Origin of the sequence: Staphylococcus sp. HMSC62A08 (assembly GCF_001839105.1) — a bacterium.
Taxonomy (GTDB): domain Bacteria; phylum Bacillota; class Bacilli; order Staphylococcales; family Staphylococcaceae; genus Staphylococcus; species Staphylococcus caprae.
Genome location: NZ_KV840039.1, coordinates 433730 through 454305, shown reverse-complemented (window position 1 = coordinate 454305; position 20576 = coordinate 433730). Strand labels below are relative to the sequence as shown.

General features: G+C 31.8%; 24 protein-coding genes and 1 pseudogene. 15 read left to right on the top strand and 10 right to left on the bottom strand.

The window, feature by feature from the left end:
• Window positions 1–173: 173 nt before the first annotated feature.
• Window positions 174–1082: a COX15/CtaA family protein gene (locus HMPREF3264_RS08085; RefSeq protein WP_070872905.1), complete on the bottom strand. Its 909-nt coding sequence runs from the start codon at window positions 1080–1082 to the stop codon at window positions 174–176.
• A 333-nt stretch (window positions 1083–1415) separates the two neighbouring features.
• Here HMPREF3264_RS08085 and cyoE point away from each other — a divergent pair, with 333 nt between their 5' ends.
• The 4 genes from cyoE to HMPREF3264_RS08065 all read left to right on the top strand — a co-directional run bounded on the left by cyoE (window position 1416) and on the right by HMPREF3264_RS08065 (window position 4501).
• Complete coding sequence (cyoE, locus tag HMPREF3264_RS08080) at window positions 1416–2327, top strand: heme o synthase (protein WP_037541341.1); 912 nt, start codon at window positions 1416–1418, stop codon at window positions 2325–2327.
• Window positions 2328–2352: 25 nt separating this feature from the next.
• Window positions 2353–2814, top strand: coding sequence for a DUF420 domain-containing protein (locus HMPREF3264_RS08075; protein ID WP_070831816.1), 462 nt, complete (start codon window positions 2353–2355; stop codon window positions 2812–2814).
• Between the two features lie 190 nt (window positions 2815–3004).
• A complete protein-coding gene (locus HMPREF3264_RS08070; protein ID WP_002442198.1) occupies window positions 3005–4048 on the top strand; it encodes a CAP-associated domain-containing protein in 1044 nt (347 codons plus the stop codon).
• An 18-nt stretch (window positions 4049–4066) separates the two neighbouring features.
• The gene (locus tag HMPREF3264_RS08065) at window positions 4067–4501 is read left to right on the top strand and encodes a YlbF/YmcA family competence regulator (protein WP_070872902.1); all 435 of its coding nucleotides are present in this window, start codon (window positions 4067–4069) and stop codon (window positions 4499–4501) included.
• A gap of 171 nt (window positions 4502–4672) precedes the next feature.
• On the opposite strand, the gene HMPREF3264_RS08060 is transcribed toward HMPREF3264_RS08065, so the two are convergent.
• Window positions 4673–4972, bottom strand: a complete 300-nt coding sequence (locus HMPREF3264_RS08060) for a hypothetical protein (protein WP_070872900.1) — start codon at window positions 4970–4972, stop codon at window positions 4673–4675.
• 13 nt (window positions 4973–4985) lie between these two features.
• On the bottom strand, window positions 4986–6521 hold the full coding sequence (locus HMPREF3264_RS08055; protein WP_070872898.1) for a hypothetical protein: 1536 nt from the start codon (window positions 6519–6521) through the stop codon (window positions 4986–4988).
• A gap of 40 nt (window positions 6522–6561) precedes the next feature.
• Here HMPREF3264_RS08055 and HMPREF3264_RS08050 point away from each other — a divergent pair, with 40 nt between their 5' ends.
• From HMPREF3264_RS08050 to HMPREF3264_RS08025, 6 genes and pseudogenes are all read left to right on the top strand, one after another.
• Window positions 6562–7002, top strand: coding sequence for a DUF1433 domain-containing protein (locus tag HMPREF3264_RS08050; protein ID WP_083327799.1), 441 nt, complete (start codon window positions 6562–6564; stop codon window positions 7000–7002).
• 69 nt (window positions 7003–7071) lie between these two features.
• Window positions 7072–7500: a DUF1433 domain-containing protein gene (locus HMPREF3264_RS08045; protein WP_037541350.1), complete on the top strand. Its 429-nt coding sequence runs from the start codon at window positions 7072–7074 to the stop codon at window positions 7498–7500.
• Window positions 7501–7567: 67 nt separating this feature from the next.
• The gene (locus HMPREF3264_RS08040) at window positions 7568–8005 is read left to right on the top strand and encodes a DUF1433 domain-containing protein (RefSeq protein ID WP_070872894.1); all 438 of its coding nucleotides are present in this window, start codon (window positions 7568–7570) and stop codon (window positions 8003–8005) included.
• Window positions 8006–8301: 296 nt separating this feature from the next.
• Window positions 8302–8738: pseudogene (locus tag HMPREF3264_RS08035) on the top strand (DUF1433 domain-containing protein).
• 65 nt (window positions 8739–8803) lie between these two features.
• Window positions 8804–9241 carry a DUF1433 domain-containing protein gene (locus HMPREF3264_RS08030; protein WP_002442210.1) on the top strand — a complete coding sequence of 146 codons (438 nt, stop codon included), beginning with the start codon at window positions 8804–8806 and terminating at the stop codon, window positions 9239–9241.
• Between the two features lie 65 nt (window positions 9242–9306).
• Window positions 9307–9735, top strand: a complete 429-nt coding sequence (locus HMPREF3264_RS08025) for a DUF1433 domain-containing protein (protein ID WP_037541351.1) — start codon at window positions 9307–9309, stop codon at window positions 9733–9735.
• Window positions 9736–10049: 314 nt separating this feature from the next.
• Here the strand turns inward: HMPREF3264_RS08025 and HMPREF3264_RS08020 are convergent, their stop codons facing one another.
• Window positions 10050–10976, bottom strand: a complete 927-nt coding sequence (locus HMPREF3264_RS08020; protein WP_002442213.1) for a glycerophosphodiester phosphodiesterase family protein — start codon at window positions 10974–10976, stop codon at window positions 10050–10052.
• Between the two features lie 219 nt (window positions 10977–11195).
• Between HMPREF3264_RS08020 and HMPREF3264_RS08015 the strand changes: the two genes are divergently transcribed.
• Window positions 11196–11447, top strand: coding sequence for a DUF2129 domain-containing protein (locus HMPREF3264_RS08015; RefSeq protein ID WP_002442214.1), 252 nt, complete (start codon window positions 11196–11198; stop codon window positions 11445–11447).
• An 11-nt stretch (window positions 11448–11458) separates the two neighbouring features.
• Here the strand turns inward: HMPREF3264_RS08015 and HMPREF3264_RS08010 are convergent, their stop codons facing one another.
• The gene (locus HMPREF3264_RS08010; RefSeq protein ID WP_002442215.1) at window positions 11459–11848 is read right to left on the bottom strand and encodes a DUF7147 family protein; all 390 of its coding nucleotides are present in this window, start codon (window positions 11846–11848) and stop codon (window positions 11459–11461) included.
• A 68-nt stretch (window positions 11849–11916) separates the two neighbouring features.
• On the opposite strand from HMPREF3264_RS08010, the gene rsmD reads away from it, so the two are divergent.
• Both rsmD and coaD read left to right on the top strand, forming a co-directional pair.
• Window positions 11917–12459: a 16S rRNA (guanine(966)-N(2))-methyltransferase RsmD gene (gene rsmD / locus HMPREF3264_RS08005; protein WP_070872893.1), complete on the top strand. Its 543-nt coding sequence runs from the start codon at window positions 11917–11919 to the stop codon at window positions 12457–12459.
• A 1-nt stretch (window position 12460) separates the two neighbouring features.
• Window positions 12461–12946: a pantetheine-phosphate adenylyltransferase gene (gene coaD, locus HMPREF3264_RS08000; protein ID WP_037541352.1), complete on the top strand. Its 486-nt coding sequence runs from the start codon at window positions 12461–12463 to the stop codon at window positions 12944–12946.
• Between the two features lie 77 nt (window positions 12947–13023).
• Here coaD and HMPREF3264_RS07995 read toward each other — a convergent pair whose 3' ends face one another.
• Complete coding sequence (locus tag HMPREF3264_RS07995; RefSeq protein WP_070872891.1) at window positions 13024–14157, bottom strand: nucleotidyltransferase; 1134 nt, start codon at window positions 14155–14157, stop codon at window positions 13024–13026.
• Window positions 14158–14283: 126 nt separating this feature from the next.
• On the opposite strand from HMPREF3264_RS07995, the gene HMPREF3264_RS07990 reads away from it, so the two are divergent.
• Window positions 14284–14841: a YceD family protein gene (locus tag HMPREF3264_RS07990; RefSeq protein WP_070872888.1), complete on the top strand. Its 558-nt coding sequence runs from the start codon at window positions 14284–14286 to the stop codon at window positions 14839–14841.
• Window positions 14842–14917: 76 nt separating this feature from the next.
• A complete protein-coding gene (gene rpmF, locus HMPREF3264_RS07985; protein ID WP_002442221.1) occupies window positions 14918–15091 on the top strand; it encodes a 50S ribosomal protein L32 in 174 nt (57 codons plus the stop codon).
• A gap of 144 nt (window positions 15092–15235) precedes the next feature.
• Here rpmF and HMPREF3264_RS07980 read toward each other — a convergent pair whose 3' ends face one another.
• The 4 genes from HMPREF3264_RS07980 to HMPREF3264_RS07970 all read right to left on the bottom strand — a co-directional run.
• A complete protein-coding gene (locus HMPREF3264_RS07980; protein WP_070872886.1) occupies window positions 15236–18523 on the bottom strand; it encodes an NEAT domain-containing protein in 3288 nt (1095 codons plus the stop codon).
• A 182-nt stretch (window positions 18524–18705) separates the two neighbouring features.
• A complete protein-coding gene (locus tag HMPREF3264_RS12965; protein ID WP_256323984.1) occupies window positions 18706–18774 on the bottom strand; it encodes a hypothetical protein in 69 nt (22 codons plus the stop codon).
• Window positions 18775–18866: 92 nt separating this feature from the next.
• Window positions 18867–20174 (bottom strand): NEAT domain-containing protein, encoded by a 1308-nt coding sequence (locus HMPREF3264_RS07975; protein ID WP_256323970.1) that lies wholly within the window; start codon window positions 20172–20174, stop codon window positions 18867–18869.
• 178 nt (window positions 20175–20352) lie between these two features.
• Window positions 20353–20576, bottom strand: a 224-nt coding sequence (locus tag HMPREF3264_RS07970) for an LPXTG cell wall anchor domain-containing protein (RefSeq protein WP_141764481.1), incomplete at its 5' end; no start/stop codon positions are given.

Sequence of the window (20576 nt, the reverse complement as noted above, 5' to 3'; positions counted from 1 at the left end):
AGTTTACACAATTGGGCGGGCTTCTGTATTCGCCAACGATAGCGGTTTGGTACTTCAGCATAGATAAATACGCGCCCTTCAAGGATAATTTACGTGAGTATACCTTGAAGGGCGCGTATTTATGATGTGTAATAGCTTATAAACTTTAGTGTGTGTTTGTTCGATTAATGAGACTACTTCATACTGCGAGTTGTTCTTAACATCAACAAGATGAAGTAAGCGATCATACCAAATAAGAATGTAATAAACAATGCATGGAATAATGCAACGATTAAATTAACATTCGTAATCACTGATAATGCACCAGTAATGACTTGTAAAATAACTAAAATAAACGCTGCTGTATAGCCATATCTTACAGTACGATTATCTGAATAATTCTTAATCGCGTGAATAAATGTGAACATAATCCACATGAAAGTAATAAACGCCATACCTCTATGTGCAAATTGTACCCAGTCATGTGCGTTATGAGGCACAATATCATTGAAAGGTACAGGCCAAGCACCGTAAGCAAGACTTGATTTCGTATGTCTTACCAACGCACCCGTATAAATTGTAAGATAGACAATAATCGCCATTAACCATGTCAACGTACGAAGTGGCTTTTTAATAAATAATTCATCAGCTTCATATTTCTGGTCGACAGAGAATATAATTAAAGTCATTACAAATACAGATGAAAAACTAATTAAAGAAATACCGAAATGTAATGCTAGGACATATGCATTTTGTTGCCATATCACGGCGGCAGCTCCAATAAGTGCTTGGATAAGTAAGAAAGCAACACTGATGATTGAAAGTGGTTTTATTTCTTTAATATACCCAATATTCTTCCATGCTGTAATTACTAACCAAAGGACGATGATAAGAGAGAGCCCTGATACTGCTCTATGACTTAGCTCAATAATCGTATGAATTGGTAAGTTCTGAGGAAGAAGTGCACCATTACATAATGGCCATGATGAACCACAGCCATCTTCTGATCCTGTTTTAGTTACGAGGGCGCCACCTAATTGAACAAAGGTCATAATAATCGTAGCTAAAACACCTAACCATTTAAGGTTTTGCTTTCTAAACAATGATAAACACCCCATCATTAACTAAAGTACTCACTTTTAAATGATATGTAGAATCCAGCTTTATTATCAATTAAACGATGAGTTTAACTTCAAAGTTAAGCCTTAAACTACTTCATGAGACACTTGTGATGACACTTGATGATTCAGTACTTTAGATTAATGTACATATTTTTACTTTTAACCTATTATAACAAGAATACCATTTTTAATTGTGTCACAAAATCGACGATTTATAATGTCGCTAAAGTGTCACAATTTAATTTTATAAAACCTAGTCTTTTAATAAAAATTGCTATATCATTGTACTATATGAAAAATTCAAGGAGGGGAACTATGAACAAAGATCAAACTTTGTCACAGGATACGGGCCGTGTAACCTTCAAAGAATTACAACAAATTATTAAGATGGGTCTCGTTCAAGGTAACTTAATTCCTGCATTTGCAGGCGCTTGGCTTGCAGTTGTAATGACAAACCATTCCTTCCTATCGTCTATTCCTCAAATATTGATGATGATTGTTGGGTCTACCCTAATCATGGGGGGCGCATGTGCGTTAAACAACTATTACGATCAAGATATTGATAGCATCATGCCTAGTAAACAAGGTAGACCAACTGTAAACGATAGAATCTCAGACAGAAACTTATTAATTTTAAGCTTCGGGATGATGTTAATAGGTGAAGCTTGTCTATTCTTATTAAATGTGCCATCAGGTGTTTTAGGTTTAATTGGTATCGTAGGATATGTTTCTTATTACTCCATTTGGTCTAAACGACACACAACTTGGAATACCGTTGTAGGAAGCTTTCCAGGTGCTGTACCGCCATTAATTGGTTGGGTGGCAATAGATGGTCAAATGAGCTTGGCTGCCATTGCACTATTCTTAGTCGTATTTTGTTGGCAACCGGTTCACTTTTACGCATTAGCCATTAAACGAAGTGACGAATATTCATTAGCGAATATTCCAATGTTACCATCCGTTAAAGGCTTCAAACGTACGAGAATAAGCATGTTTATTTGGTTAATATTCTTATTGCCGTTACCATTCTTATTATCAAACTTAGGTGTCACTTTTGTAGTCATTGCTACATTACTCAACCTAGGATGGTTAGCTTTAGGATTTACAACCTTCAAAAAGGATTCAGACCAAACGAAATGGGCGACAAAAATGTTCATCTATTCATTGAACTACTTAGTCGTATTTTTCGTACTCGTTGTTGTCGTTTCATTAATAAAAATGATATAAAATTACTTAAGTAAGGATGAAACTTATGAGCGTACCCATTTTACCCACGATCAGTACTTCATGTATTGTCATTAGTGCGATATTAGTCGCTATCGGTTGGAGATTAATCTGGAAACGTCAAATTGATAAACATAAAAAAGTCATGTTATGGGCAGCAATTTTTGCATTAACTTTCTTTATTATTTATGCAAGTAGAACAATTTTCATTGGAAATACCGCTTTCGGTGGACCAGACTCAGTGAAGATTTACTACACTATCTTTTTAGTGTTCCATATTAATTTAGCTACGATTGGTGGCGTGCTAGGATTATTTCAAATTATTTTAGCATTTAAAGATAAATTCAATATTCATAGAAAGATTGGACCTATTGCTTCAATTATTTGGTTCTTCACTGCGATTACAGGCGTAGCTGTTTACATTCTTTTATATGTACTTTATCCAGGTGGAGAAACAACATCGTTAATTAAAGCAACATTAGGACTGTAGTTCATAAACAAGTTCAATCTATTTCACAATACTGATGAGACTTCATATGAGGTTTTATCAGTTTTTTTATTAAAATTAAACCAAATTAACGTGACTAAAATGAAATAGTCTGACAAGTATGACCACTTGTCTTGATAAATAGCAGAATATTTTTGTACAATAAATATAATTCTTTAGAGGTGGGTGAGAAATGAAAAAGTTAGTTATCAAAGTAGTAGGCGTCATTTTTTTAATTACTTTTTTAATTTATTTATTTTACTCACCACGTCTCAAATTTGATGTCTTAGAGAACCCGAATAAAGGAAATAAAAGTAATCATACTGAGCAATTTGAGAAGTCCAACAATCATACTGAAAATCCTAAACCCAAACAAGGTGTTGGAACATGGATAGGTAAGAATATTGACTTTATGACGAAACACTATGGACAAGCTGATCGAACATATCCTTTTAAAAATGGCTATAAGAATTACATATTTAAAAAAAGTGACCAATATTATATTGTGAGCACTAAAAAAGATATCATTACGTCAGTGTACGCCACAGGGGACAACGTTAAAGTGAATCCATTAAAGATTGGTGAAAGTGCCTCTCATCTTTTTGAAAATACAAGTATTAATCCTGAACCAACAATTCAATCAAAGGGTAAAACATATCGATTCGAAATGTCCGATGAAGATATGAAGACACAAACATTAATTAAATACGGTAACATTTACGCCCAAGTGTATTCAGATCAAGAAACAAATAAAATTTTAGCTGTACGCTTTATAGATGCAGATACACTAACAGCACTTCAACCCTATAAAATTAATAAGCAAGAAAATAGTAGTTCAAATGACCAAGCGTCTATTCCTTATGAACAAAATCCCAATCAGCTGATTACATTATACGAAGTGACAAATGAGATGAGACATCTTAAAGGTCTAAAACCTCTTAAAACAAATAATGATATTGCACATATCGCCTCTATTAATCTATATGAAGCCACAGACAATGGTTCTGATAGTGTTGAATTTACTGAGAATGCTCTTACGCAACAATTAGACGAAAACAATGTGACATATAAATCTACAAGTCAGAACGTCGGATATGACTTTGACGATGTACCAACATTAATCCATAGTTGGATGAACTCTGACATTCATCGCTCTCGTATGTTAAATAATAAATATGATGAAATGGGTGGCGAAGTGATGAAAGATTATTATTCATTAATATTCTTGGAAAAATAAAATCGAAAGGGTGAAAACATGATTACTGAAGAAACGTTATCAATTTTAGATGAAATAGAAAATCTCTCTGATATGATTGTTCAATCAGAGGTGTATCAATCGTATCAACATGCTAAAGATCATTTGGAAAATGATGACGAAGCACATTTACTATATCAAGCATTCTTAAAGTCGAAAGATCAATACGATGATGTTATGAGATTTGGCAAATATCACCCTGACTATAAACGAATTATGATGGAAACACGTCAACGCAAACGTGCATATGAAATGCTTCCAGTTGTCATGGAGTACAAAACAAAGGAAGTCGCACTCCAAAACCTAATCGATGAAGTAGTGACAAAAATAGCATTTGCAGTTTCTGAGAATGTGAAAATTGAAGCAGGCAACCCATTCTTCCAAACAGGACATAACGGATGCGCAACAGGTGGTTCATGTAACTGTTCATTATAATGGTTGAAAACAGATGAGATGATATAAAAACTTAATTTAACTATAAAAACACTTCCGATGGTAGACAAATGAAGCCCCCATCGAAAGTGATTTTTATTATTGGAGTTAGAGGTAAATGATATGAATGACAGACAATAGAACAGGAGATGCATATTTATTTAGTAAGAGCGATTAATCGATTTCAAATGTGTTCAAAAGCGAGTGAAAGTTTGTGTCCAACGTCTTATTATTTTGTTTGATTTTATCAATACTTTTAATTGCAGCTTCGCTAGCTTCACCCTCAAAAGCTTCTTCAATACCTTGACCTGCTTGATTAATCTCATGAAGCATTTCATCAATAAGCCTTTCTTCTCTTTTGATGCGTGACTTAGCATCAAGTACCATATCTTGTGTTTCGGCACGCATTCTTTCCTTTAATTCTCTAAGTCTTTCTTTTTCTTTGAACATTTTTTTAGATTTATCAGAACTCATTTTTTCATCTCCTTTAACTAAATAAACCGAATATATCACTCTCTTCTTTATCTTTATCTTCAAATTGATCTGCAGCTTCATCGAGTTTTTCAGCGAATTGCATTAAGCTTTTTTGATTTTGTTTGATGTCTTGCATCACATCTTCCATTAATCCATTATCATAAAATCTTAAGTTCGCAGCAGAACCGCCTTTAGCGAGCATCTCCATATAATCTTCTAACTCACTAGGACTAATAAATTCATGAGAACCTGCTAATAATTCCCTTTCATACCTATTTAAAATTTGCCGTGCTTCACGTGCTGTATCTCTTTGATATTCTTCTAATTTACTTAGTAACTTATCATATATATTGATTTTTTCTCTAAGTTGATTAGCAATATTCTTAACCTTATCAGAGTGGATTTTTATTTTTTTACCATTACCACCGATACCGCCGAGTCCAATCCTAACCATACTATCAGAAAAGGGATTGACGCTTTTAGAAAAGGAACTTTTCGATTTATTTTTACTCTTAGTAGTAGAGTCTTTGTCATCTTTAACTTTCTTATTCATAATTTGGATATAATCATTGTAACTCATGGGTATGCCAAACGTTTTATACGATAAACTTAATTTTTGTGCTTTTCTGTATTGAGCTAACTCAGATTTTGACATTTCATGAATGTTACCACCTTTAACAAAATCATCATAATTAGCAATAGAATGTTGATCTAAAAATGGTATAAATAATCCTTTATTAATATGAGGAAAGGCGACAATATTTGAACCAATTCGGTCCTTTCCAAATGTCAAATTATTAATCATGTCATCTGGATGTCCTATATTTCTCACGGTTTGTTCAAATTGACGGGAATCAATTTTATTTTGATAATTCTTAGAAAACGTTTCATTTACATTTGGAGCACCAAACGTAGTGGCTCCTTCTATATTGCCAAATACTGTATTCATTTGAGCATGTACTGATCCTAAACTATGTGCAGCACCGTAAATGTGACTATTAGGATATTTCTCTTTTATCGCTTTAGTAAAAGCAACGCTCTCTGCCATTTGAGTAGGTACCATTTTTGAAGAATCATAAGCATTTGTAATTGGAAACTTACGTTTTAATAAATTCGGTGAATTTAAAGTATTTTGCAAACTAAAACTATTTTTAAAAGCTTCTTTAGTCACATTATAGGTACTATTAACAATATCATTATCATCAGAAAAGTCATTATAGCTTTTATTGATTGTAGTATGATTTAAATTTTTATAATAATTATTAATTTTAGGTTTTTTTGTGTTATTATAAAATCGAAGTTGAGCATCTGTAAATATATCATGAATACTGAAAGGATCTGTGCCAGCATATCCCATAATAATATGCTTTTTATCAGGTTTACCATTTTTTACTGGAGCAAAAGCATAAGCACGTAATCCATTTTGAGTGTCATCACGTTTTTCAATTACTTTCATTTTTTTTCCATTAATATTGTAATAACTATTTAAATTTAGTGATTGATACGATAAATGTGAAATAGATTTAGAATCGTCATCTAAAAGTCTCATAATTAATAACTCCTTAATTAAAAGTGAAATGAGGTACACTATGAAAAAAACAAAGAAACTAAAAATAATTTTAATTATATTAATTACTATACTAACATTTATTTTGATATGTGGATACTTATCTCATAAAAATAAGATTAACTATATGGAAACTCAAGAAAGAAGAATAGATTTATATTTCAAATACAATATTAATAATTATAAGTCCATGAAAACTACTAGTTTTAAAAAAGATCCAATGGGAGGGTATTTTGTTAAGGGTTATATAAATAATAATAAGAAGTTTTATTTTCATGCTTTAATAACAGGTACGAATAATTATCAATTTAATGGGGATGTTGGGTACAATCCTAAAACACTAGGAAAATTATTTAAGAAGGATAATCCTAAAAACATGTTAAATCCAAGTGACATTATAAAAAAACATGATTTAGATAAGACAAAATACGAAGCAGATCCTCCGGCATTTTTCTGGTTTTAATTAATATAATTTTGTAGCTTTGCTTAATTTCTATATTATTCAACTTAAAATAGAAAAGAGAGATTATTAATGAGAAAGAAAGTACTGATGTGCATAATCTTAATTATAACAATATTAATGGCTGTAGGATATATTGCCCATGTAAGTAAAAAGAATCACTTTATAGAAGTTCAGAAAAGTAGACTCGATTTATATTTTAAATATAACTTAAGAAAATATGGTTCTATGAAAATAACTAAAGTTCAAAAAAATCCAATGGGAGATTATTTAATAAAAGGTTACATTAATAATGATAAAGATTATTATTTTACTGCATATTGCTTTTATGAGCATAACTTTCAGTTTAATGGAATCATAAGGTATCCTCAAGCTACTTTGGGGAAGTTATTTAAAGAGGATGAACCAAAGAATAAGTGGAAACCTGGCGAAATAATCAAAAAAGAACATTTAGATAAAACAAAGTACGAAGCTAATCCACCAATGTTGGTCTGGTTTTAGACATACATTTTATGATGATTTCTAATAGCTATGCTATCGTTAAAAATGACAAAAGGATAGATTATTGATGAAAAATAAGAAAATACTTATTCCTATAATTATATTTGTGATTGTATTATTAATTACAGGTATAGGATATATTTCACATGTGAATAAAAAGAATCATTATATCGAAACTCAAAAAAGTAGAATTGATTTATATTTTAAATATAACCTAAAAAAATATACTGCTATGAAAATAACTAAAGTTGAGAAAAATCCAATGGGAGACTACTTTATAGATGGTTATGTCAATGGTAAGAAAGATTATGATTTTAAAGCTTTCTTGTCTATTGAAGATAATAATCAATATAATGGAATGATAAACTATAATCCCAAAACTTTGGGAAAGTTATTTAAAGAGGAAGAACCAAAGAATAAGTGGAAACCTGACGAAATAATCAAAAAAGAACATTTAGATAAAACAAAGTACGAAGCTAATCCACCATTATTTATATGGTTTTAGAAATATTATAAGAACTGATGTGCACACACAAAGTTATATAAAAATCCAACTTTAGTGGTGCATATTAATTTATTATAAATTAATAATATGGAAACATTTTTAATTTGTTTAATATTTTAAAATTTAATAGATTTGAGGTTTGGAGTAACTTTTATAAACATATAGGGAGTTTGATTGATTTAGTTAGATTGTAATTTGAAGTATATCTATAATTGTTTACTGATTATCGGTAATGTATTTTTCTACTTTCAAAATCTTTATATTCTAATTAGAAAATCTACAAAAGGAAGTTATTTATGAAAAATAAAAAAAAGAAAATACTCCTTTGCTCAGTTTTAACTGTACTCATTTGTTTAACTATAGGATATATTTTGCATAAAAATAAGAAAGATAATTTTATAGAAACCCAAGAAAAAAGAATAGACCTATATTTTAAATATAACCTAAAAAAGTATGACTCTATGAAGATTGTTAAAGTTGAAAAAAATCCAATGGGAGGATACTTTTTCTATGGTTATGTTAATCATGATAAAGATTACAATTTTAGCGCAACTGTTTCTTATGATAGTAATTTTCAATTTAATGGAAGAATTAGTTATAATGGTAAAACTTTAAAAAAGCTATTTAAAGAAAATGAATCTAAAAATCAGTGGAAACCTGATGAGATAATCAAAAAGAGCATTTAGATAAATCAAAATATGAAGCATATCCACCATTGTTTTTTATTTTTTGATTATCATTTTTGTTATTTTCCTGAGATATAATATCCTGAAAATATATTAAAAAGAGAGGTTATCAATGAAAAATAGTAAAAATAAAATAATCCTTCTCATCGTTATAGCTGCAATCATTTGTTTAACTATAGGATATACTCTACATAAAAATAAGAAAGAAAATTACATAGAAACTCAAGAGGAACGCCTAAATTTATATTTCAAATATAATCTAAAAAATTATAACTCTATGCATGTAACTTCATTTAGAAAGAATCCGACGGGAGCTTACTTTGTAAGTGGTTATATTAATAAAAATAAAAAATATCATTTCAAAGCTCAAATATCTACTGTAGATAATCTTCAATTTATAGGTGATTTAATCTATAATCCTAAGACTTTTGGGAAGTTATTAAAAAATGAAGAGACAGGCGATTCGATAAATATTGATGAGATTATCAAGAAAGAACATCTAGATAAATCAAAATACGAAGCAGATCCTCCGGCATTTTTCTGGTTTTAATTAATATAATTTTATAGCTTTGATTTCTATATTAGTCAACTTAAAATAGAAAAGAGAGATTATTAATGCGAAAGAAAACACTGTTGTTCATAATCTTAATTATGACAATATTAATAGCTGTAGGATATATTTCCCATGTAAGTAAAAAGAATCATTATATCGAAACTCAAAAAAGTAGAATTGATTTATATTTTAAATATAACCTAAAAAAATATACTGCTATGAAAATAACTAAAGTTGAGAAAAATCCAATGGGAGACTACTTTATAGATGGTTATGTCAATGGTAAGAAAGATTATAATTTTAAGGCTCCCATATATATAGATGATAATAATCAATATACTGGAAATATAAGCTACAATCCTAAAACTTTAGGGAAAATTTTTAATCAGGAAGACCCTAAAGATAGTTGGACACCTGATGAAATAATCAAAAAAGAACATCTAGATAAATCGAAATATGAAGCAGACCCTCCGGCATTTTTCTGGTTTTAACCGTACATTAAAATATAAAACAAAAATGATGTGCACTTCTAAAGAGATTTAGGAGTGCACATCATTTTATTTCATATCCCAATTATATCGATCAAAATTTGAGGCATCATTGATTATCTCAGTACTTTTTAACAAATTGGCTGTAGATGGTTGAATTGAAAGTGCGCATATATAATGTTCTTTCAATCGTAGCCATCTTGGGCTCCAACATAGAGAATTTCTTTTTTAAGAAGTTCCGTAAACAATGCAAGTTGGGTGTGAGACAATAAATATAATTTTGCAAAATTATATTTCCGTTCCTGCCTCATACAGTTTTAATTATTAAGTAAGGTTTCTTTAAATTGCTTTGCTAGGTCAGGGCGGTCAGTGACTATGGTATGAACGCCTTTATGATACAAGTCTGTCATTAAATCAATACTATTAATACCATAGAAACCTGGTACGATATTATTAAGATTTAGCCAATCGATAAAGCGTTTAGAGGTCAATGGAATGCCTTTAAATTCTGTTGGCATTTGAAACGTATCCGCTTGTGGAGTAAATGTGTTTCCAAGCATGCAATTAAATTTAATGAAGCCTTCAGCAACTTCAGCTTGGCTTGCACCGACTGCTATTTCTCCTTTACTGTATTCGACAAAACGTTGGATTTGAGTTTTATGGAAACTTGTGACTAGCACACGGTCTTGAGCTTGGTGTTTAACAATATTGTTGTACATGATTTCAGGAGCGAGACGTCCTTCGTACGTATTTGGAGCGTCTTTTAAATCTACATTGATATACATATTTGGATACATTTGAAGTAGTTCTTCAAATGAAAGAATTTTAGCATGAGGGTGGTTACGATATGGTGTATCCCCATTAATATCTGTAAAATGATACCCTGCATCTAATTGTTTCAATTCTTCTAATGTGTGTTCGCTCACTTTACCTGAACCATTGGTCGTACGGTCGACAAGTGCGTCATGAAAGACGATTAATTTACCGTCTTGAGTTAAACGTACATCCGTTTCAAATCCATCTAATCCGTGTTCCACAGCATTGTCAAATGCTAATTGTGTTTGTTCAGGTCGAACAGCCATGCCACCTCTATGCGCAAATAAGTAGGGTGCTTGACCAGAGAAGAATTCAGGGATTGTTTTAACTTCTTTTGGTGATTTATTCTTATTGAAGTAGAATAAGCTGCCAAGTATCCCAGCTGTAGCTATGGTACCATTAATCAACCATTTTTTAGTGTTACTCATATGTGAGCCTCCTCGTTTTTAATAGAATTAGCTTAACAAATATTATCTTAATATTAAATCATATCGATATCGTGTCATCGTTGATGAGGATATTCATTTTCCAAAAATAAAATTATAAAGAGTATAAATAAACAGCACTCAGAGAAGTGTCATAGTGATTTCAATACGCACACAGACGTGATATGATTACAAATGTATAAATAATGGAGTGAGCGAGATATGAATTTAATTCCTAGAGTAAGTTTAATTATTTATTTAAAACATATTAAGCATGAACGTCAAATTAGAAAATATGGACATATAGTTCATTCAAATAAACAAAGAAAATATGTCGTCATGTATGTTGATGAAGCAGATGCTGATAGTATTGTTCATAAATTAATGCAACTTAAATACGTTCGCGCTATCGACGGATCACCTTATAAATTTCTAAAGAAAACGTATGAGAAAGAAAAACATGAAATGCTTTAAGAAAATATCGTTTATTGTAGAGGTGGAATCCAGCGTTGGAGACGTAAGACACTGATAAGATAGTTAAAGTATAAATCTAAATCAGGATAGGTCTCGGGCGGTTGTACATCAATGCCGACGACTGGGATATCGTACTTTTCAGCTTCTGTATTGATGATGTCGAATTTCTTGTTACCATCTGGATAAGGATAGTTAAGGGCATTAACCATGATGTACATCGCTTGAAAATGATTGCCAGATGTTGGATTCATAACCATTGCTACTGAGGATAATTGTTTCTCAGATTGTGGTGAATGAAAGTAAATGATGCGATTAATTCGGGGATGATTATACTCGATAAGCGTAGTGAATTCGAACAAGTCTGTTAAACCTTCTCCGATTTTGATAAAAGATTGTTTCATAAGATTATCATTCTCCTTTGTTACAACAAATTATATTAAATAACCTATTGAAATGGAAGTGTGAGCAAATGCGTGTAATAGCAGGAAAACATAAAAGTAAAGCTTTAGAAAGTCTTGAAGGGCGTAATACCCGTCCAACTATGGATAAAGTAAAAGAGGGCATCTTTAATAGTTTGCATGAGGTTTCAGGTTTGGGGTTAGACTTGTTTGCAGGAAGCGGTGCCCTTGGTATAGAAGCATTGTCGCGTGGTATGGAGAAAGTCATTTTCGTAGATCAAAACTTTAAAGCAGTCAAAGTGATAAAGGCGAATTTAAACCAATTAGATCTCATGTCACAAGCTGAAGTTTATAAGAACAATGCTGATAGAGCGCTTAAAGCACTCGCTAAACGTGAGATACAATTTGATATCATCTTCTTAGATCCACCTTACAAAAAGGGACTTATAGATGAGGCGATTGAGAGAATTTCGGAGTTTAATTTATTAAAAGAAAATGGTATTATCGTTTGTGAGTTTAGTAATCATGAGGATATTCAATATGAGCCATTCCAAGTGATTAAGCGTTATCATTATGGTTTAACAGATACTTTGTTACTTGAAAAAGGAGAATAATATGAGTAAGACAAGAGCAGTTATTCCCGGTAGTTTCGATCCGATTACATACGGTCATTTAGACATTATAGAACGAAGTGCCGATCGCTTTGATGAGATTCATGTTTGTGTGTTAAAGAATAGCAGCAAAGGTGGAACATTTGATTCAGAAGAACGAATAGATTTAATCAAAGATTCAGTCCAACATTTATCGAATGTTGAAGTTCATCATTTCAATGGATTACTCGTCGATTTCTGTGATCAAGTTGGAGCTAAGACAATTATTAGAGGTCTTAGAGCGGTCAGTGATTTTGAATACGAGTTACGATTGACGTCGATGAATAAAAAACTGAATAGTGACATTGAAACGATGTATATGATGACGAGTACTAAATATTCGTTTATTAGTTCAAGCATTGTTAAAGAAGTAGCAGCGTATAAAGCGGATATTTCAGCTTTCGTGCCACCACATGTAGAGAAGGCGTTAAAAGATAAGTTTGATGTTTAAAAATAACCATTTCAACGTGTACCAGATTTGCAATCAATAACTATTGAAATTGCTGTATGGTTCGGGTTGAAATGGTTTTATTTACGTATGATGGGTGTATTGAAATCGGTTTGTGTTTGATGACTCATTAAATTATACACGTGTGTTGCTTTAATTTCATTTTGGAAATAGTGGGCATTTTTTTGGTTAATATTGGTAATATATTGATGTTCAGGAAATTTATTTTTTAAATGTTTTAAATAATTTCTACCTATGTCGTTCATTCCTAATATTCTTACAGCATGTATATCTTTATGTACATCTTGAGACTTTATATTCAATAATATGGTCATAAGAATGCGCTGAATATGTGTATAAGTGTAACGTTTAGTTTTAAGATTCTGCATAAACGCTTTAAATGAATGACTCTGTTGAATCATTGATTTCAATCGATTTTCAAATCCTTCATTTATATTATATATGGATTTCAAATCTTCTTGATGTTGAACGGTTAATTGATATTTAATGAATGGAAATGTATCTTCTGCTGAGACATGTGGTGCTTTATATAAATTATGAGCTACTTGTGGAACAACGTTTCGCCAATGATGATTTCCCTGTAGCAGAGACTGACGTATCGATGTACCACTCGCAAATTGATGATGCGTTATTTCTGAATGGTGATGATGTGAACCTTCTCGTTTAATTGTCATCGCTTCTATTTGAGGCGCGAATTGATTGATTGCTTTAAGGTAACTCATTCCTAGCAAGTTGTTAGGGGATTGTAAGAGTTCATGGCTATCCGTGAGTTCACTTAATATACGAGGATAACTCTTGCCTTCTTTAAGTTTACTTTTAAAATCAGGATGACTTTCTAAAGTAGAAATTTGATTTGCAAGTTGTTGAAGGTCATTCAAATCTGCACTTTCACTTCCAAAAGAAATGGTATCGATATCAAGGTATTGCGCCACTTTCACAGCCATTTCCGCAAAAGTATCACTCGAAGATAGGCTAGCGAGAAGCGGAAGTTCAACCACTAAATCAACGCCTGTGAGCGCCATTTCAGTTCTAGTGAATTTATTGTAGATGGCAGGTTCACCACGCATAACAAAGTTGCCACTCATCAACGCAATTGTTACATTTGAATTAGAACGTTGTTTAGATTGTTGAGCATGATATAAATGCCCATTATGAAAAGGATTATATTCAGTAATGAGGCCAACACTTTTCATTTGCAATTCGTCCTTTCAGTATTCATCATTAGTATTGTAACAGAACTATATATGTTAAGAAAAAATCTTGACAACTTTTGTTGGGAAAGTTAAAATAAATTTTGTGCTTGTTAGAGGTGAAGCCATATGAAATGGTCAATAACACAGTTAAGAAAGTATCAAGGTAAGCCATTTGAGTTTAACCAAACGGCTCATTTTGATCATTTGAAAGAATCATTAGATTTAATTGATCTATCAGAAATAAATGTTGAAGGCCAATTAACAGTGAAATCCAATGAAGTCATTGCTGATATGCATGTGACTGGAACATATACGATGCCTTGTGCACGTACACTCGTACCAGTTGAAGTGCCGTTAGATGTAACAACTTCAGAAGTTTTTGACTTAGAGGGCTATAATGATTATATCGATAGTGAAGATCAAGAAGATGAACATTATCATCTTGTTTCTGACGGTATGATTAATATTAAAGACATTGCTGAAGAACTTGTAATTATTGAAAAGCCTATGCGCGCCTTCTCTGAAAATAGCAATCAAATGCTAACAGAAGGTAATGGTTGGGAAGTCATTGATGAAGATCAATTGATTGAAGTTCAACAAGAACAAGATAATGATGATTCTGAAAGTAAGCAAGTTGATCCAAGGCTTCAGAAATTACAACAATTATACGATAAAGAGCAATAGCAGTTTAATTAATGATATAATAGTATTAATTGAACTGACATTTTGAATTAAGTGTCTATTCTAAGGAGGATTAATCATGGCAGTACCAAAAAGAAGAACGTCTAAAACTAGAAAAAATAAACGCCGTACGCATTTCAAAATTTCAGTACCTGGTATGACTGAATGCCCAAGCTGTGGCGAATACAAATTATCTCACCGTGTATGTAAAAACTGTGGTTCTTACAATGGTGAAGAAATCGTTTCTAAATAATATAGAATTTATTTATTTTTATCCAACAATCTGTATGAGGTTGTTGGATTTTTTATGTCCATTTATAAGAATGACCTACAGCTTTAGATAGAGGTAACTGTAGGTCATTGTGCATCATCAAGTTATGATGAATGCTTTATGAAATTAGTGTTTTTTATTACTTTTACGTGTTTGACGTTTTAACAGTAATACACCTGCGAAGAATGATAATACACTTGCCCAAATTGTTGGTGTAGTTGTATCAGCACCAGTATTAGGTAACGTTTTAGATTTATCAGATTGATGTTTAGTTTCATGCTTTTTATTTTTAGTGATAGACGTGTCATCATTATTAGTATTTTTACCTTTTACTTTTGTCTTGTCTTTTTTAGTGATTTTGATTGTTTCCTTTTTGTGAGTTGGTGTAGTTGGTGTCTTATTCGGATCCTTCATGTGTGGTGTCTCAGGTTCTTTATTCGGGATTCTTTCAGGTACTTTCTCAGGCTCTTTCTTCGGATCATTATTTACAATTCTAATTTTGTAATTTCCTTTATAACCGATTTTAGGTACTTCAACGCTTACAAACGCCTGATAGACTTTCTTACCTTCTACGTAAGGGAACGTGATAGTACGTGTATCATGTTCTTTATCTTTAGCAATTGTTGTTACACGTGTACCTTCAACTTTAAATTCTTTCCAATAAGAATCATTGTTTAATGTAAGAACAACAAGTTGATTACCTTTTTCATCAACGGCTACTTTGAAAGGTTTTTGAATATAATTCTCCATTACTGACGGTTGATCTTTTAAGCTCTTTAGAACAGAGAAATCAACGGCTTTTTCATCTTTTAATACTGTAGGCGTTGGTGTTGCATTTTCAAACTCTGTTTTGACTGGAGTGACTTCAGTTGTATTTGTAGTTGCATTGTTAGTAGTATCGGTCTGCGGTTTTTCCACAATAGGGAAGTCGAGATCAAGGGTAGTATCTACTTCATTACCAGCTTTGTCATATCTAGAAACTACAGTTGTTTTAAGTTGAATTTTATCTAATAATTTATCCGTAGTTAAAACTGCTTCTTTCACTTTATCAGCTTGTTCAGTTAATAGTACATTTTCACCGTTGTGAGTAATTTTAGAGAATTGATACTTCGTTCTCTTTGTGATAAGTGTGTTACCGTTTGCTTCTTTTACTTTAAAAGTATATTTGAACTTGTCTCCATCTTTTTCAACTTTGACGTCTTTTTCAAACAAATTAGCATAAGTAGAAGTTTGAGAATTATCTTTTTGATATTTTAATTCACCTTGAATTGTAACTGGATATGCATTAGGAACTTTGTTTGCTTCGACTTCATGATCTGCTACAGATGATTGAGTCGATGCTGTTGTTTGATTTGCTGGTTTTGTTTGTGTTGTAGAAGATGTAGCTTTAGCCGGTTTAGCTGGCTTTGATGGTACTTCTTTAGGGTCGTTCCATAGCGCATCATTAAATTTTCGAGCACTGTCATAATACAATTGAAGTGTTACGTCATGTGCTTGGTCTCGACCTTTGCTTGGATTATTAACATTTTCCGGATATTTAGTCGTACCAGTAAGTTGGATTTTTTCTAATAAATCTTTTGAAGTTACAGAGAATTCTTTAATTCTATTCTTGTCATTGATTGTTCTTAATTCTAATGGTTGGTCTTTGTATTCCATTTTGAAAAGGTCAAAGTCATAAAATTCGCCACCCACATCTGCTATTCCAGGGTGTAAGCGTACAGTGTATTTATATAAATCATTTACTTTTTCAATTTTAACGTTAGGATTCAGCGCACCCTCATAAAGAGAAGTTTCTTCATTATTCATCGCATTTCTAAAGTGACCACTTACAAAGAGTGGAAGTTCTTTATGTAAATTATTTTTATCGTAGACTACATCGTCGTAAAGATTTTTGTAAGTTGTAGCTTGATAGTCCTTTGCGGTAATCTTTTTGTCTGATTGGCTGTTAGGTTTCGTTGTTGTTTGTGAACTTGAATTGTTTGTTGGTGTAGAGCTTGAATCAGCTTTTTTAGAAGTAGATGTATTGTCTGTTGAATCGCTTTCAATACGTTTTTTAGCAAATTCATTATTTTGAATTCTTACGTGGTATTGTCCATCATAACCAATATTCTGAACTACAACTTTTACAATTGCGTTATAGATATCTTTACCATCTACATATGGGAAAACCATTGTACGTGTATCTTTAGCCTTATCACGAGAAATTGTTTGTACTCGTTTGCCTTCAACTTTTAAATCTTTCCAATACGAATCATTTTTAGTTTGCATTACTACATATTTTTTACCATCAATAACCGCTGTTTTAAATGGATGTTGAACGAAACCATCCATAACTGATGGACTATCTTCAGTGCTTTCAAGTACAACGAAATCTGCATTTTTTTCTTCGGTTAAAGTCTTAGGAGTAGGTTCAACATTTTCAAATTCTGGTTTAGCAGAAGCAACCTCTTGCGCTAAATCACTTTTGGCTTTAGTCAGTTTATCTTTGTACTCTTGTTTTAAATTATCAGGAAGTTTGTCTTGAATTTTTTCTAATTCATACACTTGTCTTTCTAGCGTTTTAGCTTTTCGATAAGGTTCTAATAGTTTTTCAGTATCGTATTGCTGTTGTGTTTGAAACTGGCTTGTATCATTTTCAATAGGTTGTTTAAAAATCATTCTTGCATCGTAATTATCATGGTTAGTTCCTCCCCATAAAACGCTTGCTGCTACGCGAAGCTCTTTAGTGCCATTAGGGACAGGAAATCTGACGTAAGCGTAGTCTTTTTCTGGATCAAAAGAAACAAGATCAACTGGTAATTTTGTATTACCGTTAAAAACTTCAAATTTCTCAAACGAATCTGCAGTTTGTACTTCAAGTTCTACTTTCGCACCATCTTTAGTAAAGATGGCATCAGCAGGGTTTTTTATGCTTGCTTCCAGATAGAAGACGCTTTGGCCTTTATCATCTAATGTTTGAAATTCTACAGGGCGTCTAGGTCCTTCGTCATGGGGTTGATTTGCTACATCTGGATTTTTAATTGCTTCTTTTAAATTATCAGCCGGATGGAAAGTACTTTTAGAATTTTGGTTTGTATTAGAGGTGCTACTTGTTTGGTTATGAGTATCATTTTTAGAACGAGTCGATGGTTGAATGTTGTTTTGGTTTTGCGATGAATCTGCTTGGTTTTTATGATTAGACGTACCAGTCGTTGTAGCTGTTCCAGTAGGGGATGTACCATCGCTGTTTTGACCAGTAGTAGTTGTTGTCTTAGTATCTGATTGAGTAGATGAATTTTCTGCTGCTTGTGCATCGTGACTTGAACTTAGGAAGAGGGCAGTTCCTAATGTGATTGAAGCTACGCCAACTGTTAATTTACGAATGGAAAAGTAATTGGCATACCTTAGTGTATGATTCTTCTGATGTTTGTTCATGTTGTTAACAACTCCTAAGATAGATTTCTAAATGATAAACCTTATCAATTAGCTTAGGATTATTATACACTATTTATTTTTAAATTGAATAGTATTTTTAAAATATTTTATATTTTTATTTGTACAATTAAAAAACAAGTACATCGCTTAATGATGTACTTGTTATAGTGGTCTAAATAATATTAAATATTTTTATTACTTTTTCTTTTAATAAAGAATAATGATGAGAATAGTGCAATTAGACTAAATATTACGCCGTTATTAGATTCTTTATGAGAACCAGTTTGAGGTAATTCATTTGTAGATTTTGAATCACTATCATTTTTATTAACTTTAGAATCTTTTACAGTGTCTGTTTTTGAAACTTGATTATTTTTATAGTCTTTATCATTACCTTTCTCTTTCTTAACACCTTTACGGTCTTTGTCGTCACCTTTACCATTCTTACTTCCTTTACCAGAGTCTTTATCTTTTGTCTCATCTTTATCAGGTTTTTTACCATCTTTATTAGGTTGTTTTTCTTTTTTATCTTTCTTATCTTTTTTGCCCTTTCTATCCTTTTCAGAAGGGTTAGTAGTCGTTTTGTTTTGTTTAGAAGTAATGTCAGTTTGAGTTGTTGTAGGTTTTTCAACTTTATTGTCTTCTTTTTTACCTGTTTCAGACGGTGTTTCAGCTTTATCATCTTGTTTTTGTGCCTTTGGTTCACTGAAGTTGATGGTTTCTCAGAAGTAGAGCTTTGAGTCTTATCAGTAGCAGGTTGTTGATTTTTAGATGTTTCATCTTGCTTAGACTGTGCGTCAACTTTAGTATCTTGTTTTTGAGTCTCAGTATTGCTCACTGAAGTTGATGGTTTTTCAGGAGTAGAGCTTTCAGTTTTATCAGTAGCAGGTTGTTGATCTTGGGTAGTGTCATTTTGTTTAGGCTGCTCTTGAGGAGTTGTTGGTTCTGGATCCTCAATTGTAGGAATAACACTTTCTAATTCAATATGTGTTGTATATTCGTGATCATATTTTAATGCAGGTATTACAATATGTACTTTACTAATAATATTATTCATACCAGGAGTTACTTCTATGTTAACTGTTTTAGTGTCTTTTTCAGTATTATCATCTACCACTGTAGTAGGTAATTCTGTCTCACTTTCATCAAAAAATTGAAAACTCTTCCACCAAGAAGCATTCTCTAGCGTAATTTGGAAATAGTATTTATCATTTTTCTTAATTACTTTACCAGGATGTTGAACGTATTGATCCATGTGAGAAACTTCATTCGTTTTATCTTTCTGAACTTGGAAATTTAATAATTCTGAAAGCTCAGCTGATTGTGAAGAATCGCTTTTTTTATTGTTAGCTTGAGCGTTTTGGTCTTGAACAGTAGTAGGTTGAGTATTTTGAGTATTTGAATTTTGTGTAGCTGATGTATTTTTAGGTTGGTTTTGTACTTGTTGAGTTGATTGATCTTTATTTTGAACATTTTGATTTGTAGATACATTATCATTTTGGTTTCCTGAATTTTCATCGGCTTTAGCTTCTTGATGAGCACCGATAATAAGTGCTGAACCTAAAGTGATTGAAGCTACACCAAATTTAAGTTTTCTAATTGAAAAGTTATTCTTAAAAATAAAAGTATTTTTCCTATGCTGTTTTTTCATGTTGTTAACAACTCCTATGTAATTTTTCAATTGATAGCATTTATCAATTAATACATAGATATTATACACTAACTGAAAATTAAGTGAATAGTTTTTATATTATTTTATTATTATATTACGCCAAATAAAAAGACGAGCTAATCTTTCAAATGATTAACTCGTCTCTATGATTATCTAACTATTTAGATGATTTTCTTTGTCTTCTGAATAGAAGTAGTGCAGATGCTAAAGAGATTGTACCGAATACAGTTGTAGTATAAGCAGCTTCACTACTTACACCAGTATCAGGTAATTCAGTTTTTTCTTTTTTAATATTTGTAGTAGTTGTTTTGTGATCTCCCTCAGTTGTTACGTGATGTTTACCATCTTGGTCGTTGTTAGGGCCGTTTTGACCGTTGTTAG

What these genes read in the sequence shown, in the direction of transcription:
- HMPREF3264_RS08060 (WP_070872900.1), bottom strand. Translation starts at nt 4,972, where the DNA reads ATGAGTTCTGATAAATCTAAAAAAATGTTCAAAGAAAAAGAAAGACTT.
- cyoE (WP_037541341.1), top strand. Translation starts at nt 1,416, where the DNA reads ATGAACAAAGATCAAACTTTGTCACAGGATACGGGCCGTGTAACCTTC.
- HMPREF3264_RS08015 (WP_002442214.1), top strand. Translation starts at nt 11,196, where the DNA reads ATGAATTTAATTCCTAGAGTAAGTTTAATTATTTATTTAAAACATATT.
- HMPREF3264_RS08050 (WP_083327799.1), top strand. Translation starts at nt 6,562, where the DNA reads ATGAAAAAAACAAAGAAACTAAAAATAATTTTAATTATATTAATTACT.
- HMPREF3264_RS08075 (WP_070831816.1), top strand. Translation starts at nt 2,353, where the DNA reads ATGAGCGTACCCATTTTACCCACGATCAGTACTTCATGTATTGTCATT.
- HMPREF3264_RS07995 (WP_070872891.1), bottom strand. Translation starts at nt 14,157, where the DNA reads ATGAAAAGTGTTGGCCTCATTACTGAATATAATCCTTTTCATAATGGG.
- HMPREF3264_RS08070 (WP_002442198.1), top strand. Translation starts at nt 3,005, where the DNA reads ATGAAAAAGTTAGTTATCAAAGTAGTAGGCGTCATTTTTTTAATTACT.
- HMPREF3264_RS08055 (WP_070872898.1), bottom strand. Translation starts at nt 6,521, where the DNA reads ATGAGACTTTTAGATGACGATTCTAAATCTATTTCACATTTATCGTAT.
- HMPREF3264_RS08030 (WP_002442210.1), top strand. Translation starts at nt 8,804, where the DNA reads ATGAAAAATAGTAAAAATAAAATAATCCTTCTCATCGTTATAGCTGCA.
- HMPREF3264_RS07990 (WP_070872888.1), top strand. Translation starts at nt 14,284, where the DNA reads ATGAAATGGTCAATAACACAGTTAAGAAAGTATCAAGGTAAGCCATTT.
- rpmF (WP_002442221.1), top strand. Translation starts at nt 14,918, where the DNA reads ATGGCAGTACCAAAAAGAAGAACGTCTAAAACTAGAAAAAATAAACGC.
- rsmD (WP_070872893.1), top strand. Translation starts at nt 11,917, where the DNA reads ATGCGTGTAATAGCAGGAAAACATAAAAGTAAAGCTTTAGAAAGTCTT.
- HMPREF3264_RS08010 (WP_002442215.1), bottom strand. Translation starts at nt 11,848, where the DNA reads ATGAAACAATCTTTTATCAAAATCGGAGAAGGTTTAACAGACTTGTTC.
- HMPREF3264_RS08065 (WP_070872902.1), top strand. Translation starts at nt 4,067, where the DNA reads ATGATTACTGAAGAAACGTTATCAATTTTAGATGAAATAGAAAATCTC.
- HMPREF3264_RS08040 (WP_070872894.1), top strand. Translation starts at nt 7,568, where the DNA reads ATGAAAAATAAGAAAATACTTATTCCTATAATTATATTTGTGATTGTA.
- coaD (WP_037541352.1), top strand. Translation starts at nt 12,461, where the DNA reads ATGAGTAAGACAAGAGCAGTTATTCCCGGTAGTTTCGATCCGATTACA.
- HMPREF3264_RS08020 (WP_002442213.1), bottom strand. Translation starts at nt 10,976, where the DNA reads ATGAGTAACACTAAAAAATGGTTGATTAATGGTACCATAGCTACAGCT.
- HMPREF3264_RS07980 (WP_070872886.1), bottom strand. Translation starts at nt 18,523, where the DNA reads ATGAACAAACATCAGAAGAATCATACACTAAGGTATGCCAATTACTTT.
- HMPREF3264_RS08025 (WP_037541351.1), top strand. Translation starts at nt 9,307, where the DNA reads ATGCGAAAGAAAACACTGTTGTTCATAATCTTAATTATGACAATATTA.
- HMPREF3264_RS07975 (WP_256323970.1), bottom strand. Translation starts at nt 20,174, where the DNA reads ATGAAAAAACAGCATAGGAAAAATACTTTTATTTTTAAGAATAACTTT.
- HMPREF3264_RS08045 (WP_037541350.1), top strand. Translation starts at nt 7,072, where the DNA reads ATGAGAAAGAAAGTACTGATGTGCATAATCTTAATTATAACAATATTA.